The sequence below is a fragment of the Azospirillum sp. genome (genome assembly GCF_050789165.1).
Genome location: NZ_JBOZRT010000016.1, coordinates 24,590 through 41,538 on the forward strand (window position 1 = coordinate 24,590; position 16,949 = coordinate 41,538).

The 16,949-nt window shown below is 71.8% G+C and carries 17 protein-coding genes and 2 riboswitches; of the genes, 7 read left to right on the forward strand and 10 right to left on the reverse strand.

The annotated features are described in order from the left end of the window. Nucleotides 1–42: 42 nt before the first annotated feature. Nucleotides 43–546: an AAA family ATPase gene (locus ACRWK7_RS02540; RefSeq protein ID WP_431854596.1), complete on the forward strand. Its 504-nt coding sequence runs from the start codon at nt 43–45 to the stop codon at nt 544–546. Nucleotides 547–565: 19 nt separating this feature from the next. On the opposite strand, the gene ACRWK7_RS02545 is transcribed toward ACRWK7_RS02540, so the two are convergent. Beyond that, nucleotides 566–2,092: an ATP-binding protein gene (locus tag ACRWK7_RS02545; RefSeq protein ID WP_431854597.1), complete on the reverse strand. Its 1,527-nt coding sequence runs from the start codon at nt 2,090–2,092 to the stop codon at nt 566–568. A gap of 159 nt (nt 2,093–2,251) precedes the next feature. Between ACRWK7_RS02545 and dapB the strand changes: the two genes are divergently transcribed. Then, nucleotides 2,252–3,049: a 4-hydroxy-tetrahydrodipicolinate reductase gene (gene dapB, locus ACRWK7_RS02550; RefSeq protein WP_431854599.1), complete on the forward strand. Its 798-nt coding sequence runs from the start codon at nt 2,252–2,254 to the stop codon at nt 3,047–3,049. A gap of 3 nt (nt 3,050–3,052) precedes the next feature. Here the strand turns inward: dapB and ACRWK7_RS02555 are convergent, their stop codons facing one another. The 9 genes from ACRWK7_RS02555 to ACRWK7_RS02595 form a co-directional block, all read right to left on the reverse strand. After that, nucleotides 3,053–4,267, reverse strand: a complete 1,215-nt coding sequence (locus ACRWK7_RS02555; RefSeq protein WP_431854600.1) for a CynX/NimT family MFS transporter — start codon at nt 4,265–4,267, stop codon at nt 3,053–3,055. Continuing rightward, nucleotides 4,264–5,058 (reverse strand): SGNH/GDSL hydrolase family protein, encoded by a 795-nt coding sequence (locus tag ACRWK7_RS02560; protein WP_431854601.1) that lies wholly within the window; start codon nt 5,056–5,058, stop codon nt 4,264–4,266. The genes ACRWK7_RS02555 and ACRWK7_RS02560 overlap by 4 nt, the downstream gene beginning before the upstream one ends. After that, nucleotides 5,055–5,804, reverse strand: coding sequence for an SGNH/GDSL hydrolase family protein (locus ACRWK7_RS02565; RefSeq protein WP_431854602.1), 750 nt, complete (start codon nt 5,802–5,804; stop codon nt 5,055–5,057). The genes ACRWK7_RS02560 and ACRWK7_RS02565 overlap by 4 nt, the downstream gene beginning before the upstream one ends. After that, the gene (locus ACRWK7_RS02570; RefSeq protein ID WP_431854603.1) at nt 5,801–6,952 is read right to left on the reverse strand and encodes an OpgC family protein; all 1,152 of its coding nucleotides are present in this window, start codon (nt 6,950–6,952) and stop codon (nt 5,801–5,803) included. The genes ACRWK7_RS02565 and ACRWK7_RS02570 overlap by 4 nt, the downstream gene beginning before the upstream one ends. 10 nt (nt 6,953–6,962) lie before the next feature. Beyond that, nucleotides 6,963–8,264, reverse strand: coding sequence for a TRAP transporter large permease (locus ACRWK7_RS02575; protein ID WP_431854604.1), 1,302 nt, complete (start codon nt 8,262–8,264; stop codon nt 6,963–6,965). 5 nt (nt 8,265–8,269) lie between these two features. Further along, complete coding sequence (locus ACRWK7_RS02580) at nt 8,270–8,779, reverse strand: TRAP transporter small permease (protein WP_431854605.1); 510 nt, start codon at nt 8,777–8,779, stop codon at nt 8,270–8,272. Between the two features lie 114 nt (nt 8,780–8,893). After that, entirely contained in the window at nt 8,894–9,871 is a 978-nt protein-coding gene (locus ACRWK7_RS02585) for a TRAP transporter substrate-binding protein (RefSeq protein ID WP_431854606.1), read from the reverse strand. A 106-nt stretch (nt 9,872–9,977) separates the two neighbouring features. Next, nucleotides 9,978–10,655 (reverse strand): CbtA family protein, encoded by a 678-nt coding sequence (locus tag ACRWK7_RS02590; RefSeq protein ID WP_431854607.1) that lies wholly within the window; start codon nt 10,653–10,655, stop codon nt 9,978–9,980. Between the two features lie 10 nt (nt 10,656–10,665). Next, on the reverse strand, nt 10,666–10,848 hold the full coding sequence (locus tag ACRWK7_RS02595; protein ID WP_431854608.1) for a CbtB domain-containing protein: 183 nt from the start codon (nt 10,846–10,848) through the stop codon (nt 10,666–10,668). A gap of 32 nt (nt 10,849–10,880) precedes the next feature. Continuing rightward, a riboswitch (cobalamin riboswitch) is annotated at nt 10,881–11,091 on the reverse strand. 64 nt (nt 11,092–11,155) lie between these two features. Then, nucleotides 11,156–11,376: riboswitch (cobalamin riboswitch) on the forward strand. A gap of 102 nt (nt 11,377–11,478) precedes the next feature. On the opposite strand from ACRWK7_RS02595, the gene ACRWK7_RS02600 reads away from it, so the two are divergent. From ACRWK7_RS02600 to cobJ, 5 genes are read left to right on the forward strand one after another with little or no spacing between them, the layout of a single operon-like run. Further along, entirely contained in the window at nt 11,479–12,624 is a 1,146-nt protein-coding gene (locus ACRWK7_RS02600) for a sirohydrochlorin chelatase (RefSeq protein WP_431854609.1), read from the forward strand. Further along, nucleotides 12,614–13,264: a precorrin-8X methylmutase gene (locus ACRWK7_RS02605; protein WP_431854610.1), complete on the forward strand. Its 651-nt coding sequence runs from the start codon at nt 12,614–12,616 to the stop codon at nt 13,262–13,264. Before ACRWK7_RS02600 ends, ACRWK7_RS02605 begins: the two co-directional genes overlap by 11 nt. Continuing rightward, nucleotides 13,264–14,472 carry a precorrin-6y C5,15-methyltransferase (decarboxylating) subunit CbiE gene (gene cbiE / locus ACRWK7_RS02610; RefSeq protein WP_431854700.1) on the forward strand — a complete coding sequence of 403 codons (1,209 nt, stop codon included), beginning with the start codon at nt 13,264–13,266 and terminating at the stop codon, nt 14,470–14,472. Before ACRWK7_RS02605 ends, cbiE begins: the two co-directional genes overlap by 1 nt. Continuing rightward, complete coding sequence (gene cobI, locus ACRWK7_RS02615) at nt 14,469–15,152, forward strand: precorrin-2 C(20)-methyltransferase (protein WP_431854611.1); 684 nt, start codon at nt 14,469–14,471, stop codon at nt 15,150–15,152. Before cbiE ends, cobI begins: the two co-directional genes overlap by 4 nt. Next, nucleotides 15,149–16,945, forward strand: a complete 1,797-nt coding sequence (gene cobJ, locus ACRWK7_RS02620) for a precorrin-3B C(17)-methyltransferase (protein ID WP_431854612.1) — start codon at nt 15,149–15,151, stop codon at nt 16,943–16,945. Before cobI ends, cobJ begins: the two co-directional genes overlap by 4 nt. Nucleotides 16,946–16,949: the final 4 nt, after the last annotated feature.

Here is a 16,949-nt window from a genome sequence, read left to right on the forward strand (position 1 = left end):
GATTCTCGCCTATACCACCGGTGATGGAAGATGATGCCTGCCATGCTGGTCATTTTCAGCGGTTTGCCCGGAAGCGGGAAGACGACGATCGCGCGCGAGCTGGCGCGGTGCATCGGCGCGGTGCACCTCCGAATCGATTCCATCGAGCAGGCGATCCGGAGCGCCGAAACCGGGCTCGAGTCCATGCGCGACACCGGCTACCGGGTCGGCTACGCGGTGGCCGGGGACAACCTCCGCCTCGGCCTGAGCGTGCTGGCGGATTCGGTCAATCCGCTGCCGGTCACCAGGGACGCATGGCGTGCGGTGGCGTCATGCGTTGGCGTGCGGGCGTTCGATGTCGAGATCGTGTGCTCCGACGAGAGCGAGCATCGGCGGCGCGTGGAAGAGCGCCGGGCCGACATCGCGGAGTTCCGGCTGCCGAGTTGGGAAGAGGTGCGCCGGCGCGACTACCGTCCCTGGAGCGAGCCGCGCGTGGTGGTCGACACCGCCGGGCGGAGCGTGGAGTCCTGCGTCGCCGCGCTTCGGGCGGCCTTGCCGGGCGGCTGAGCGGCTGCCGCCGCGGGAGTCACGCCACCGCGAACAGGTCGCCGCCCTCGTCGCTTGGCCGCTCGTCCGCCGCGTTCGGGTCGCCGGGGGCCGTCTCCCAGCCCAGCGCCGGCAGGGCGATGATGCGGCGGCCCATGCGGTCGTTGCGGCTGACCACGAGGTTGCGCTGCTCCATGTAGGCCACCAGCCGCCGCGCCCGCCCAGTGGAGCGGCTGCCGCAGGCGCGCGCGATCTCGGCGTCGGACGGGCAGGCGGCGCGGTCCATGGCGGCGCGGGCCAGCAGCAGGAAGACGCCCTGCAGGTCCTCCGCCAGCTCGGCGGCGCAGGCCGTCGCCTTCTCCCAGTCCGGGCTGTCGCCGGCTTGCGCGTCGACGCCGGCGCGCACGGTGGCGAGGCGGCGGCGGAAGGCCGGCAGGTCGAGCGGTTTGCCGCGCAGGTTGTGGATCCGGCAGCGCACCAGGAAGTCCTGGTACAGCACCGCCACCGAACGGAACGACGCCTCCGGGTCGGCCAGCACCTGGCGCAGGATCTCGTCCAGGACCGGACCCTGGTCCTCGGCCGGCTCCTCCTCGGCCGCGGCGGCCATGGCGGCGGGCCGGGCCTGCACCAGCTGCATCAGGATGTCGTTGGTGCTGGGCGGCGGCGGGGGCGGCGGGCGGCGCACCACCACCGGGCGGGTCGGCGGATCGGGCTCGCCGGGTTGGAGGATCAGGTCGCGGGCGTCCTCGGTCGGTGTGTCCGGCAGCGGCATGAGCTTCGGGCTGCCGGTGCGGCCGTGCGTCCGCACGTCGCCGATGCGGATCGGCAGCGGGCGGCGCGACAGCGCGGGGCCCAGCGCGATGAAGTGGCCGCGCTCCAGGTCGCGGAACGCTTCGGCCTGCCGGCGCTCCATGCCCAGGAGGTCGGCGGCGCGGGCCATGTCGATGTCGAGGAAGGTGCGGCCCATCAGGAAATTCGACGCCTCCGCCGCCACGTTCTTGGCGAGCTTGGCGAGGCGCTGGGTGGCGATGATGCCGGCCAGACCGCGCTTGCGGCCGCGGCACATCAGGTTGGTCATGGCGCCCAGCGAAACCTTGCGCGCCTCGTCCGACACCTCGCCGGCCGCGGCGGGGGCGAACAGCTGCGCCTCGTCCACCACCACCAGCATCGGGTACCAGCAATCACGCTCCGCATCGAACAGCCCGCCCAGGAAGGCGGCGCAGGCCCGCATCTGCATCTCGGTGTCCAGCCCCTCCAGGTTCAGCACGACCGACACGCGGTGCTGCCGCACCCGCCCGGCGATGCGCTGGAGCGCCGGCTCGGTGTGGTCGGCGGCCTCCACCACCACGTGGCCGAACGCCTCGGCCAGGGTGACGAAGTCGCCCTCCGGGTCGATGATCGCCTGCTGAACCCATGGCGCGCTCTGCTCGATCAGGCGGCGCAGCAGGTGCGACTTGCCGGAACCCGAGTTGCCCTGCACCAGCAGCCGGGTCGCGAGCAGCTCCTCGAGGTCGAGCGCCGCCGGCGTCCCGGACGTCGTCGCTCCCATGTCGATGCTGACCTTCATACGGACCCTTCTCCCTGACGGCGGCCCAACCTATAGCGCAGATCGGGCGGTGGGCACGAGATCTGCGTGCGCCGCCGAAGTGAATGGCTCGTGTGCGTGACCTGTTCCCCACCCCCGGCGGGAGAGGTAGGGTGATGCCAACCAAGGGAGGAGAGTTCCATGACGACATCCGTGATCATCGTCGGCGCGACCGGCTGGGTGGGCAGGGCGCTGGTGGCCGCGGTGGCGGCGGCGCCGGACCTGACGCTGGCCGGCGCCGTGGCGCGCCGGGCCGCCGGCCAGGACGCGGGAAGCGTCGCCGGGCTGGCGCCGCTGGGCGTGGCCGTGTCGGCCACGCTGGAGGAGGCGCTGCGGGCATCCTGCGACGTGGTGGTCGACTACACCAAGCCGGACCTGGTGAAGGGGCACGCGCTGACCGCGGTCGCCGCCGGGCGGCACGTGGTGGTCGGTACCTCCGGCCTGACGGCGGAGGACTACGCCGAGATCGACCGGGCGGCGCGGGAGAAGGGCGTGGGCGTGCTGGCGGCCGGCAACTTCTCGATCACCGCGACGCTGATGGCGCGCTTCGCCCTGATGGCGGCCAAGTACGTGCCGGATGTGGAGGTCATCGACTACGCCTCGGCGTCCAAGCCCGACGTGCCGAGCGGCACCGGGCGCGAGCTGGCCGAGCGGCTTGGCGCCGTGCGCCAGGACCCGACCTCCAAACCGGTGGGCGAGCTGCGCGGCCCGCAGGAGACGCGCGGCGCCGAGATCGGCCGCACCCGCGTGCACTCCGTGCGGATGCCGGGCTTCATCCTGTCCTGCGAAGCGCTGTTCGGCCTGCCCGACGAGCGCCTGACCATCCGCCACGACGCCGGCTCCAGCGCCACGCCCTACGTGGCCGGCACGCTGCTGGCGGTCCGCAAGGTGGGTGAGCAGGCCGGACTGCGGCGCGGGCTGGACAGCTTGATGGACTGAGGCTCAGGCGGTGCGGCGGGCGGCCTTGCCGCCCTCCATCCTTACCACCATCAGCCCCAGCGACGCCGCGCAGGCGGCGGCCACCGCCAGCGTCACGGTGGCCGCCTGCCAGTCGCCGCCGGCCTGCGAGACGATCTGGGCGATCAGCGGGGGCCCCAGGAGCTGGCCGAGGTTGGAGCCCTGCAGCACCATGCCGTTGGCCGAGGCGAGGTGCTTCGGCGACGGCGCGTGCGCCGCGGCGCCCGAGAAGCTCGCCGCCGGCAGCATCCCGCCGGCGAAGGAGAACAGCAGGCACAGCGCGTAGCGGAACCCGTCCGGCCCGACCCCGGCCACCGCCAGCGGCGCGCTCAGCGCCATCACCGCGCTGGCGGTGGCCAGCAGCCAGCCGCGCGGCACCGCCTTGCGCATCAGCCAGCCGCCCAGGATGCAGCCCGGCACGTTGGCCAGCACCAGCAGCGCCGTCAGCAGCGTCGCCGCGGTGCCGCTCAGACCGCGGTCCTGCATCAGGAAGCTCGGCAGCCAGACCATCAGCGAGATCCACTGGAACGCGTAGGCGGTGAACGCCAGGGCGAAGCCCCACAGGCCGGGACGGCCGGTCGTCTCGGCGATCAGGCGGACGGGATGCTGCGTGCTGCGCGCCGTCACCGGCAGATGGCGGGTGGTCAGCGTCAGCACCAGCGTCGCCAGCAGCAGCAGCGCCAGCAGCCCCAGCCACAGCCCGCGCCAGCCGACCAGCGGCAGCGCCCCGGCGGCGAGGACCATGGCGATGGCGCTGCCGCTCGGCATGTAGATCGACCAGAGCCCGAACGCGAAGCTGCGGTCCGCCGGCGCCGTGGCGGCGAGAATCAGCGACGGCGCGGAGACGGTGACGAAAATGAACCCGACGCCCTCGACCACGCGGGCCAGAAGCAGCAGCGTGCCGCTTCCCGCCATCGCGCCCAGCACGCCGCCGAGCAGCAGCGCGGCGACGCCCAACCAGATGCCGCGGCGCTGCCCGATGGAATCGGACAGCAGGCCGAGCGCCACGCCGGCGGTGGCGCCCAGCGTCGCGAACACCGACATCACCCAGCCGCCCTCGACCAGCGACAGGCCGAGTTCGCTGCGGATCAGCGGCATGGCCGGGGGCACCTTGCCGATGCTCATGGCCGCGGCGATGCCGATGCCGATGGCGCTCGCCACCGCGGCCCACGCGGTGCGGCCCGCAGCGTGACCGGTCATGGACGATGCAGCGCGGCGTGGCCGATCGGGCCGAGGCTGGCGGCCTTTTGGATCGAGCCGAGGCCTGCGGCCTCCTGGATCGAACCGGCCAGCGCGCGGGCGATGCAGTCGTAGCCGAAGTCGTTGTGGTGGATGCCGTCCGGCCCGACGAGGTCGGGGATGGCCGCGTTGCTGGCCAGCACCCAGCCGCGCATCAGCGCGAAGCGGCGGAACAGGCCCACCCCCTCCTCCGCCGCGACGCGGGCGATGCGCGCCTGCATGTCGGTGTGCACCGGCTTCTCCAGCATGGCGGGGGAGTACTGCAGGTCCATCAGCACGACGTCGAGCCCGGCGGCCTTCAGCCGGCGCACGCCGTCGCGGATGATCCGCTCGGCCCCGGCCGGGTCGAGGTTGCGCAGCACCGAGTTGGCGGCGACCTGCCAGACCACGAGGTCGGGCTTCTGGTCGATCACGTCGCGCTGGAAGCGGGCCAGCATGTCGGTGCCGACCTCGCCGTTGGCGCCCTTGTTGAGCACGGTGACGTCGGCGCGCGGGAAGATCTGGTGCAGGTAGTGGGACAGGCGCGCGGGGTAGCTGTGCTCCGCGTCGCTGGCTCCGGCCCCGGCGGTGGAGGACGAGCCGATGGCGACGATGCGCAGCGGATCGCCGGTGGCGAGACTCTCGGCCACGTGCGGCAACGGCGCCGACAGCGCGGCGAGCTGGGCCGAGGCCGGGCAGGAGGGCGGTGCGGCGTGGGTGGGGGATGAGAGCAGCAGCGCGGCGGACACGAGGACGGCGAGACGACGCGTCATTGACCGTTCTCCGCGGTGCGGTCGAGCATCGCGGAAATCGTCTGCGCCAGCAGGCGGCCGACGCAGCCATGCACAAAGGTGAAGGCCTTCAGGTTCTCCTCCTTGGATTCCGATCCGACGGTCACGCGCCCTTCCTCGATCCAATAGCGCATCATTTCATAGCGCGGGAAATGGAACACGTCGTTGTTCTGTGTCACCCACTCCACGTAATCCACGTAGGGCTGGAAGGTGATGAGCTGGCTGGTCTGCGGGCTGTACTGCATGTCCATGATGACGATGTCGGATCCCCGCGCGTGCGTCTGGGCGATGCCGGACGCCAGCGCCGCGCCGAAGCCGTCCGGGCCGACGTTGCGCATCGCGTCCATGGTGCCCACCTGCCAGACCACCAGCGCCGGGTGCTGCTCCTTCACCGCCGCGTCCATGGCGGGCAGCATCTCGTGCGCCGTGGCGCCCGGAAGGTTGCGCACCGCCACCGTCACCCGGCGGCCGGGCAGGCGCGCCGCCAGCTCCTTTTCCAACTGGGCGGGGTAGCTGGCCTCGCCGCGCGCGGGGTTCGCCTTCGCCGTGTTGACGACCAGGATGGGAAGGGTGCCGGCCTTTTTCAGCCAGCTCTGCGCGCGGGTCAGGTGTGCGTCGACGGTCAGGACGCTCTCCGGCACCGCGCAGGGATCGTCCGCCGGCTGCTGCGCGAGGGCGCCGGTCGCGGCGAGCAGGATGGCCGGAAGCAGGGCAGCGGCAGGCTTCATGCGCCGGAGTCCTCGAACGCCGGGGCCGCCGGACGGGGCGGCCGGCCGGCCGACTGGTACCACGTGAGCACGCGTGCGGTCAAAATCATGGCAGTTATGCCGATAATTGTGACAGCAAACTGCGCAAAAAGCGAGCCGTTCACCTGCACCAGCACCGTCTGGCCGGCGAAGGACAGGAAGATGCCCAGGCAGAACACGTGCAGCGACTGCCGGCCGCACAGCACCACCGGCGCCAGCAGGCGGGAGTGCAGCCACGCGCTGCCCGGCCGCGCCACCTGCAGGACGAGGTAGGCGAGCGCGAGGAAATGCACGACGCGCAACGGGTCGAGGTCGGTCTTGCTGATCGGGTACAGCACCTCGCCCAGGCGCGGCGGCATGAAGGCGCCCAGCGAGGCGATCTGCCAGGACAGCGCCAGCAGCATCGACGCCGCGATGTACGCCGCCGCCAGCAGCAGCGCCGGCAGCCGTGGCCGGGTGAGCGCCGCGGTGGCGTCGGGGAAGCGCTGCAGCACCGCGCCCAGCACGAATATGAACTGCCAGGCGAAGGGGTTGAAGAACCATTCGCCGCCCTCCGGGTAGGTGGGCAGGTTCCAGCCGAAGTGGCGGGTCAGCACGTACAGCCCGCCCGACGCCGCCAGCAGCGGCATCGGGCCGCGCACCAGCACCGGCAGCAGCAGCGGCACCACCAGCAGCAGCACGATGTAGAGCGGCAGGATGTCCAGGTTGGCCGGGCGGAACTTCAGCAGCAGCGCCTGCACCAGCGCCACCGTCGGGTCGGCGAAGAAGCTGCCGATGCCCATCTCCTCGGCGAACAGCGGGTTGTCGAAGGCGCGCGTGGTGTACGCCACCTGGGCGGTGAAGGCGATGAACAGGAAGATGTACGTCAGGTACAGCGTCCAGCAGCGGTCCAGCACCTTGGCCGACGCGAAGCCCCAGCCGCTGCGCGCGTACACCTTGGCGTACACCATGGACGAGGTGTAGCCGGAGATGAAGACGAACACTTCCGACGCGTCGCTCAGGCCGTAGTTGCGCGAGGTCAGCCAGGCGAACTGGTTGGCCGGGATGTGGTTCACGAAGATGAACCACAGCGCCAGCCCCCGGAAGAAGTCGAGCCGGAGGTCGCGCCCGCCCTGCTCCCGTCCTGTCATCCGTTCTCCGTCAGCCCATCATCTGCGACGGTAGCCAGGTCACCATCCCCGGGAAGACCCACAGCAGCGCCACCATCAGCACCATCACGACGAAGAACGGCATCGCCGCCTTGCCGATCGTGAAGATGCCGTAGCCGGTCATCGGCTGCAGCACGAACAGGTTGAATCCCACGGGCGGGGTGATCTGCGCCATCTCCACCACGATGACGATGTAGATGCCGAACCACAGCAGGTCGATCCCCGCCTGCTGGACCATCGGCAGGATCACCGACGTGGTCAGCACCACCATCGAGATGCCGTCGAGGAAGCAGCCCATGATGACGAAGAACACCGTCAGCGCCGCCAGAAGCGAAATGGTGGAGAACTGCTGCGCCGTGATCCACTCGGCCAGCGCCCGCGGGATGCCGGTGTAGCCCATGGCGGCGGTGAGGAACGCCGCCCCCGCCAGGATGAAGGAGATCATGCAGGTGGTGCGCGCGCCGCCCAGCACGCTGTCGCGGAAGGTCGCCCAGCTCAGCGTGCCGGTGACCGCCGCCAGCACCAGGGCGCCCAGCACGCCGACCGCCGCCGCCTCGGTCGGCGTGGCGAAGCCGCCGTAGATGGAGCCGAGCACCGCGACGATCAGCAGCATCACCGGGATCAGCGCGCCGGTCTCGCGGATCTTCTCACCGAAGCTCATGCGGATGTCGTTGGGCGGCACCTTGTCGGGGTTGAGCAGCGACCAGCCGGCGACGTAGGCCATGAACAGCCCGCTCAGCACGATGCCGGGAATCACGCCGGCGATGAACAGCCGGGCGATGGAGACGTCGGCCGCCACGCCGTAGACGATCATGATGATGGACGGCGGGATCAGCAGACCCAGCGTGCCGGCGCCGGCCAGCGAGCCGACGATCATCATCGGGTCGTAGCCGCGCCGCTTCAGCTCCGGGATGGTCATGCGGCCGATGGTGGCGGCGGTGGCGGCGGAGGAGCCGGAGACCGCCGCGAAGATCGAGCAGCCGACGATGTTGACGTGCATCAGCCGCCCCGGCAGCCAGCCCATCCAGGGGGCGAGGCCGCGGAACATGTCCGACGAGATGCGGGTGCGGAACAGGATCTCGCCCATCCAGATGAACAGCGGCAGGGCGGTCAGCGTCCACGAGGTGGAGGCGCCCCAAACGTTGGTGGCCATCACCAGACCGATGGGGCGCGAGGTGAACAGCGCCATGGCGACGAAGCCGACGCCGGCCAGCGCCAGCGCCACCCAGACGCCGGCCGCCAGCATGACGAACATGGCGACGACCACGACGATGGAAGCGGTGGTGGGATCCATGCGGCTCAGCCCTCGGTCGGTGCGTCGGCGGTTTCGTAGGTCGCCTGATGGCCACTGGCGACGCGGATCAGGTCGTCGAGGAAGGCAATGGCCAGCACGATCAGGCCGGCGGCCATGATCGTCTGCGGGATCCACAAGGGGATCGGCAGCACACCCTGGCTGACGTCGCCGAAATCGTAGGACTGCCAGGTCATGCGGCTCCAGTGGAAGGCGAAGTAGCCGGTCAGAGCGGTGGCGAAGGCGAGGCACAGCAGCTCGAACGCCCGCCGCGGCGCGCCGTGCAGGCGTTCCACGATGATGCCGACGCGGATGTGCGCGCCCTGCCGCAGGCTGGGGCCGAGCATCAGCGCGAAGGAGCCGGCCATGGCGTAGCCGGCGAACTCGTCGGCGGCGGGGATGGCGATGCCGAACGGGCGGGCGAACACGAGGGCGAGGATCGGCACTGCGATCAGCACGAACAGGACCGCACCGAGGAACTCCGCGGTCCGGTAGAGCGCGGACAGGGCAGGACGCATGGGGACTCCGGGAGGGATTTTGCCCCCTCCCCATCCCTCCCCCGCTTCGCGGGAGAGGGGGCTCGTTCCCTCCACCGCGCCAGCGGGGGAGGGGCAGGGAGGGGGCAGCCGAACTTACTTCCTGAACGCCGCGACGATCGCTTCGCCGTCGGATCCAGCGGCCTTCTGCCACTCGGCGGTCATGGTCTTGCCGACCTCGGCGAAGCCGTCCTTCAGCGCCGCCGGCGGGGCCAGCACCTTCATGCCGTTGTCGGCCAGCGCCTTGTTCAGGTCGGCGGTCTTCTTCTCCCAGCCGTCCCAGCCGCGCGCCTCGGCCTTCGCCGCGGCGTCCTGCACCGCCTTCTTGGTGGCGTCGTCCAGGCCGTTCCAGACGTCCAGGCTGACGAACACCATGTTGCGCGGCAGCCAGGCCTGCACGTCGTAGTAGACCTTGACGAAGTCCCAGGCCTTGCTGTCCACGCCGGTCGCCGCCGAGGTGATCATCGCCGACACGATGCCGGTGCCGAAGGCCTGGGCCACCTCGGCCGCCTCGATCTTGGTGGGCACGGCGCCGGTCAGTTCGGCGATGCGGGTGGTGGCCGGGTTGTAGGCGCGGAACTTCTGCCCCTTGAGGTCGGCGACCGAGGCGATCTCCTGCTTCACGTACAGGCCCTGCGGCGGCCACGCGACGGAGTACAGAAGCTTGAGCTTCTGCCGCTCCAGCTTCTTCTCCAGGTACGGCTTGGAGACCTGGTAGAGCTTCTTGGCCGAGGCGAAGTCGGTGGCCAGGAAGGGCACCGAGTCGAGGCCGTACAGCGGATCCTCGTTCGCCCAGGAGGAGATCAGCACCTCGCCCAGCTGCGCTTGGCCCGACTGCACGGCGCGCTTGATCTCCGGATGCTTGATCAGCGAGCCGTTGGAATGGACGGTGATCTGGATCTTGCCGTTGGTGGCGGCCTTCACGTCGTCCGCGAACTGGCGGACGTTCTGGGTGTGGAAGTTGCCGTCGGGGTAGGGCGTCGGCATGTCCCAGGTCTCGGCCAGCGCCGGCCCCGAGGCCAGGGCGAGCGCCACGGCGGCGGCGCCCAGACGGTAGCGGGTGCTTGTGAGCATCGGTCTCGGTCTCCCTGTCGTGCGTGCGGACGTTGAACGTTCTTGTGCACGCACGACAGGTTTCCGCGTTAACGGACGGCCGTCAAATCATTTCACGGCCGAGACTTTAGGATGCGAAGCGCTTGAAGAAGCCGCCGGCCATCCAGCCCAGCGCCGCCCAGAAGATGGCGCTGATCACGATGGACTTGGCGACGAACTGCGCCACCAGCTCCGGCGGCGGGGAGCCGCCGAAGGCGTCGGGGTGCGGTGCACCGACGGCGTGCGGCAGGACCAGCAGCGCCAGCCCCACGGGAAGCCGCCACCACCCCTTGCCGAACGCCAGCACCGCCAGCCCGCCGGCCGCGCCCAGCGCCGCGAAGACCCACCAGGCCTGACGCGACGCCAGATCGGCGGCGATGGTGCCGGGCAGCTCCGGCGGCAGGCCGAGGGCCGGTGCCAGGGTGAAGGTGGCGAAGCCGCCCAGACCCCACAGCATTCCCTCGCGCGCCTCGACCGGCCGGCCGGACAGCGCGAAGGCCCCCACGACCAGCAGCGCGAAGCCGACTCCGGTGATGAGGTTGGCCGCCGCCGTCAGCGCGGTGCGGGTGACGACGTCCTCCGCCTCGGGTTCGGCGGGAAGGGGGGCGGAATGGTCATGGCCGGTGTGGTCATGCACCCCGCCGCCGGTCTCGAACACCTCGGCCTGGAGGATCAGCGGTGTCGTGGTGACGGCCTGCAATACGGAAACGAGGACGCCAGCCAGCAGCCCCGCGGCGAGCGCCGCGGAGAGAATCCGCCTCAACATGGCCCCGGCCTTAGTGGCAGGGGAACGAGAAGGCGTGCCGGGCGTCGTGCGCGGCGTCGTGCAGCGCCTGCGCGTTGGCGAAGCCGGCGCCGTAGACCAGGAAGCTGCCGAGCAGCATCGCCACCAGCGCGGCGACCAGGGTCTCCGAACGCGACAGGCTGCGGGAAGAGGACGAAACGGTCGTGTTGGTCATCGATGTCTCCATGTGCCGTCACACCCGACGGATTGGATTGAGCCTCGATGGCAGGTTTCCTGGCTCGCGGGTCGTCGCCGTGTGGCCGATGCCTTCCCGGAATCCGGTGGCATGAGCCGGCTCGCCGCTTACAGTTGCGGGGGCAGCCACGGGCTTGGTCCCTCGATTTGGTCGACCGCACCGTGTTCCCTATTATCCCGGCGTGGCTTGGCCGTGCCGGGCACCATCGGCGCACACTCTGGCAGTGCGCCGCGGCCTCCGCAAGCCCGAATAAAGTCGTTGACCTTGCGGGCTGCGGGGGCCTAAGTCTGCCCCCCAGCGGCATGGTTCCCGCCACCCCGTAGGGGTGACGGGTGAAAAGGGAACGCGGGAAGGGCTTCGGCCCGGTGCCGCGGCTGCCCCCGCAACTGTGTGTGGCGAGTCGCGACGGCGAAGCATGCCACTGGCCGGAGACGATCCCGGCCGGGAAGGCCAGTCCCGCGGCGCTGACCCACGAGCCAGGAGACCTGCCCGGCCGCGACACGTCAACGAAGCTCCGGGCGGGGTGCACCGGTGGCGGGGCGCGATCCATGGTACGGCTCGTTCTCTCCCACGCTCCCCAGGCGCTTCCGGTCAGTGAAGGAAGAGTCCATGGGCGAGAAGCTCGGCGTCATGATCTGCGGCCACGGCAGCCGCGACGCGCAGGCGGTGGCCGAATTCGCCGCGGTGGCGCACACGCTCGCCCACCAGCTCCCCTACGAGCACGTCGAGTACGGCTACCTGGAGTTCGCGCGGCCGGTGCTGCGCGAGGGGCTGGACAAGCTGGTGGCGGCCGGCTGCACCCGCATCCTGGCGGTGCCGGCCATGCTGTTCGCCGCCGGGCACGCCAAGAACGACATCCCCTCGGTGCTGAACGCCTACGCCGCCGAGAAGCCGGGACTGACCATCGACTACGGCCGCGAGCTGGCCATCGACCTGAAGATGCTGCGCGCCGCCGGCGACCGCGTGGCGCAAGCGCTGGCGGCGGCCGGCGACGGCGTGCCGCGGCACGAGACGCTGCTGGTGGTGGTCGGGCGCGGCTCGTCGGACCCCGACGCCAACTCCAACGTCGCCAAGGTCACCCGTATGCTGTGGGAAGGGATGGGCTTCGGCTGGGCCGAGACCGCCTACTCCGGCGTCACCTTCCCGCTGGTCGAGCCGGGTCTGGAGCACGCCGCGCGCCTCGGCTACAAGCGGATCGTGGTGTTCCCGTACTTCCTGTTCACCGGCATTCTGGTGCGCCGCATCTACGACGCCACCGACGCCGTGGCGGCGCGCCACCCGGACATCGAGTTCGTCAAGGCGCCCTACCTCAACGACCACCCCATGGTGCTGGAGACCATGCGCGACCGCGTCCAGGAGATCCTGGACGGCACCGGCAACATGAACTGTCAGATGTGCAAGTACCGCGAGGCCTTCCTGGGCTTCGAGGACGAGGTTGGCCTGCGCCAGGAAAGCCACCACCATCACGTCGAGGGCATCGGCGTGGACGGCGGCGCCCATCACCATGATGATCACCACCACGACCACGGCGGCCATCACCATCACCATGGTCACGGCCACCATCATCATGACCACGATCATGATCACCACCACGATCATGATCACGGGCACGGCCATCCTCACGACCATCCCCATGACCACGATCACGGGCATGGCCATGATCACGGCCCTGGGCACGGACACCACCCGTACCCGCACGCCGACCATCCCCTGGGGCCGCGCAGCCTGACGCGGTCGGGCGCCGATGGCGACTGATCAGCCCGCCGCGTTGGACTACCTGCGCGATCCCGACGCCATCTACCGCCGGTCCTTCGCCACCATCCGGGCGGAAGCCGACCTGGCGCGCTTCCCGCCGGACGTGGCGGAACTGGCCATCCGCCTGATCCACACCTGCGGCATGGTCGATCTGGCGGACGACATCGCGTTCTCCGCCGACGTGGTGGCGCAGGGCCGCGCCGCGCTGCGCGCCGGCGCGCCGATCCTGGTGGACGCGCAGATGGTGGGCGCCGGCATCACGGCGCGCCTGCTGCCGGCGAGGAACCGCATCCTCTGCCACCTGCACGACGCGGCGGTGCCGGGTCTGGCGCGCGCCATCGGCACGACGCGCTCGGCCGCCGCCGTCGACCGCTGGCTGCCGGAGCTGGAGGGCGCCGTGGTCGCCATCGGCAACGCGCCGACCGCGCTGTTCCGCCTGCTGGAGCTGATCGACGCCGGGGCGCCGCGCCCGGCGGCGGTGCTGGCTTTCCCGGTGGGCTTCGTCGGCGCCGCGGAGTCCAAGGCCGAACTGGCCGGCAACCCGCGCGGCCTGTCCTTCGCCACCGTGCGCGGCCGGCGCGGCGGCAGCGCGCTGGCGGCAGCGGCGGTCAACGCACTGGCGGTGGGGTTGGGCACGTGATGGAGCCCTGGCTGACCATCATCGGCGTCGGCGAGGACGGTGTCGGCGGCCTGTCCGAGGCGGCGTTGCGCGCCATCACCGTGGCCGAAGTGCTGGTCGGCGGCGAGCGCCACCTCGCCATGCTGCCCGAGCACGAGGCGGAGCGGCTGGCCTGGCCCTCGCCCTTCGACGCGCTGATCGAGAAGCTGGAGTGCCGCCGCAACGTCCGGGTCGTCGTGCTGGCGAGCGGCGACCCGATGCTGTACGGCGTCGGCACGACGCTGCTGAAGCACTTCCCCGTCGGCGAAACCGTGGTGATGCCGGCGCCGAGCGCCTTCGCGCTGGCCTGCGCGCGGCTCGGCTGGGCGCGGGCGGAGGTGGAGTGCCTGACGCTGCACGGCCGCCCGGTCGAACTGCTGCACCCCGCGCTGGTTCCCGGCGCCCGCATCCTGGCGCTGAGCGCCGACGGCACCACGCCGGCCGCGGTGGCGGCGCTGCTGCGCGGGCGCGGCTACGGCCCGAGCCGGATCACGGTGCTGGAGCGCATGGGCCACCCCATCCTGGAAAAACGCGTCGCCGGGACCGCCGCGGACTGGGAGGAGCGGCCGCACGCCGCCTTGAACACCATCGCCATCGAGTGCGCCGCCGAGCCCGGTGCCGCGCTGCTGCCGCGCACGCCCGGCCTGCCCGACGACGCCTTCCGCCACGACGGCCAGCTCACCAAGCGCGAGGTGCGCGCGGTGACGCTCTCCGCGCTGATGCCCGTGCCAGGGCAGACGCTGTGGGACGTTGGGGCCGGCTGCGGCTCCGTCGCCATCGAGTGGATGCGCGCCGCGCCGCGCGCCCGCGCCATCGCGATCGAGCCACGCGCCGACCGGCTGGCGCTGATCGCGGAGAACGCCGCGGCGCTGGGCGTGCCGGGACTGAAGATCGTCGAGGGCGCGGCGCCGGATGCGCTGAACGCCCTGCCGGCGCCGGACGCCGTGTTCGTCGGCGGCGGCGTCACCGTCCCCGGCCTTGCCGAGGCGTGCTGGGAGGCGCTGCCTTCCGGCGGCCGCTTCGTCGCCAACGCCGTTACGCTGGAGGGTGAGCGGGCGCTGATCGACCTGTACGCCAAGCTCGGTGGCGGCCTGACGCAGCTGTCGGTGAGCCGCGCCGCCGATCTCGGCGGTTTCAGCGGGTGGAAGCCGTTGCGCCCGGTGACGCAGCTGGCGGTGGTCAAGCCATGACCGGCACCCTGTATGGGTTGGGCGTCGGCCCCGGCGATCCGGAACTGGTGACGTTGAAAGCGTTGCGCCTGCTGCGCGCCTGCCCGGTCATCGCCTACCTCGCCGCCAACGGCAGCGACAGTTTCGCGCGATCCATCGTCGCCGGGCACCTGCCGGGCGGGCAGACCGAACTCGTCGTCCGCATCGACATGAGCGCCCCGGCGTCGGACGGGCAGGCCATCTACGACCGTGCCGCCGAGGAGATCGCCGTCCACCTCGCCGCCGGCCGCGACGTGGCGATGCCCTGCGAGGGCGACCCGTTCTTCTACGGCTCGTTCCAGTACCTGTTCACCCGGCTGGCCGGGCGCTTCCCCGTGCAGGTCGTGCCGGGCGTCAGCTCACTGATGGCGACCGCCGCTGCGGTGCCGGTGCCGCTCACGTCGCGCAACGATGTGCTGACCGTGCTGCCGGCGCCGCTGGACGCTGCCGTCCTGAAGGAACGGCTGGCCGCCACCGACGCCGCCGCGGTGATGAAGCTCGGCCGTCACTTCGACAAGGTGCGCGCTGTTGTCGACGAACTGGGCCTCACGGCGCGCGCGCTGTACGTCGAGCGCGCCGGGCTGCCGGAGCAGCGCGTGCTGCCGCTGGCCGAGGTCCGGCCGCCGGTTCCCTATTTCTCCATGATTCTGGTCCCGCGATGAAAGCACCGGTCTTCGTCGTCCTCTCGCCGCAGGGACTCGCCACCGCGCGCAGCGCCGCGGCGGTCCTGCCCGGCTCCCGCGTGCACGGCCTTGGCAGCCGCGTCCACGGCGCCGACGAGGCGTTCTCCGACACGCTGGAGCACCTGCGCGCCCTGTTCGCCGCCGGCACGCCCATCGTCGGCGTCTGCGCCGCCGGGATCCTGGTGCGGGCGCTGGCCCCGCTGCTGGCCGACAAGCACGCCGAGCCGCCGGTGCTGGCGCTGGCCGAGGACGGCGAGGCGGTGGTGCCGCTGCTGGGCGGCCACCACGGCGCCAACGTTCTGGCCCGCCGCATCGCCGAGGCGTTCGGCGTGGTGGCGGCGGTGACGACATCGGGCGACCGCGCCTTCGGCGTCGCGCTGGACGAGCCGCCGGAGGGCTGGCGCCTCGCCAACCCGCAGGACGCCAAGCCCTTCATGGCGGCGCTGCTGTCCGGTGCGTCGTGCCGGCTGGAGGGCGACGCCGCGTGGCTGCGCGACACCACGCTGCCGTTCGCGCCGGATGCCGACCACGTGCTGCGCGTCACCGAGCGCGCCGTCGCCGGCGACGCCCGCACCCTCGTCTACCATCCGCCTGTGCTGGCGGTTGGCGTGGGCTGCGAGCGCGGAGCGGAGTCGGCCGAGGTGGTCGCCCTGGTCCGCGCCACCCTCGCCGAGGCCGGTCTGTCCGAGGGCGCGGTGGCGCTGGTGACCTCCCTAGACCTCAAGGCCGACGAGCCGGCGGTGCACGCCGCGGCGCGCGCCCTGGGCGTGCCGGCGCGCTTCTTCGACGCCACCCGGCTGGAGCAGGAGGCGCCGCGCCTCGCCACCCCGTCGGAGGTCGTGTTCGCCGAGGTCGGCTGCCACGGCGTCGCGGAGGGCGCGGCGCTTGCCGCCGCCGGGCCGCACGCGGCGCTGGTCGTGCCGAAGCGCCGCTCGGCGCGCGCCACCTGCGCCGTGGCGCTGGCGCCGCTGCCCATCGACCCCGCGGCGGCGGGCCGGGCGCGCGGGCGGGTGTCCATCGTCGGCATGGGCCCCGGCACGCCGGACTGGCGCACGCCGGAGGCGGAGCGCTGGCTGGCCGAGGCGACCGACCTCGTCGGCTACCACCTGTACCTCGACCTGCTCGGCCCGGCGGCCGAGGGCAAGCGCCGGCACGGCTACGAGCTGGGGGCGGAGACCGAGCGCTGCCGCATCGCGCTGAACCTCGCCGCCGAGGGCCTGAACGTCGCCCTGGTGTCGAGTGGCGACGCCGGCATCTACGCCATGGCGACGCTGGTCTTCGAGCTGATCGACCGTGAGGGCGTGGACGCCTGGAAGCGCGTCGAGGTGGCGGTGACGCCCGGCATCTCGGCGCTGCAGGCCGCCGCGGCGCGGGCCGGGGCGCCGCTCGGGCACGACTTCTGCACCATCTCGCTGTCCGACCTGCTCACCCCCTGGGAGGTGATCGAGCAGCGCATCCGCGCGGCGGCGGCGGGGGACTTCGTGGTCGCCATCTACAACCCGGTCTCGCAGCGCCGCACCACGCAGCTGGGCGAGCTTCGCCGCGTCTTCCTGGAGCACCGGCCGGCCGCGACGCCGGTCATCCTCGCCCGCAACCTGGGGCGCGAGGGGGAGACGATCCGGCTGACGACGTTGGGAGACCTCGATGCGTCGCAGGTCGACATGCTGACGCTGGTGATGATCGGCTCCAGCGAGACGCGCACCGTGCCGCGCGGCGATGGCGGCGCCTGGATCTACACGCCGCGGGGTTACGCCGCGAAGCGCGAGGGGTAACGCG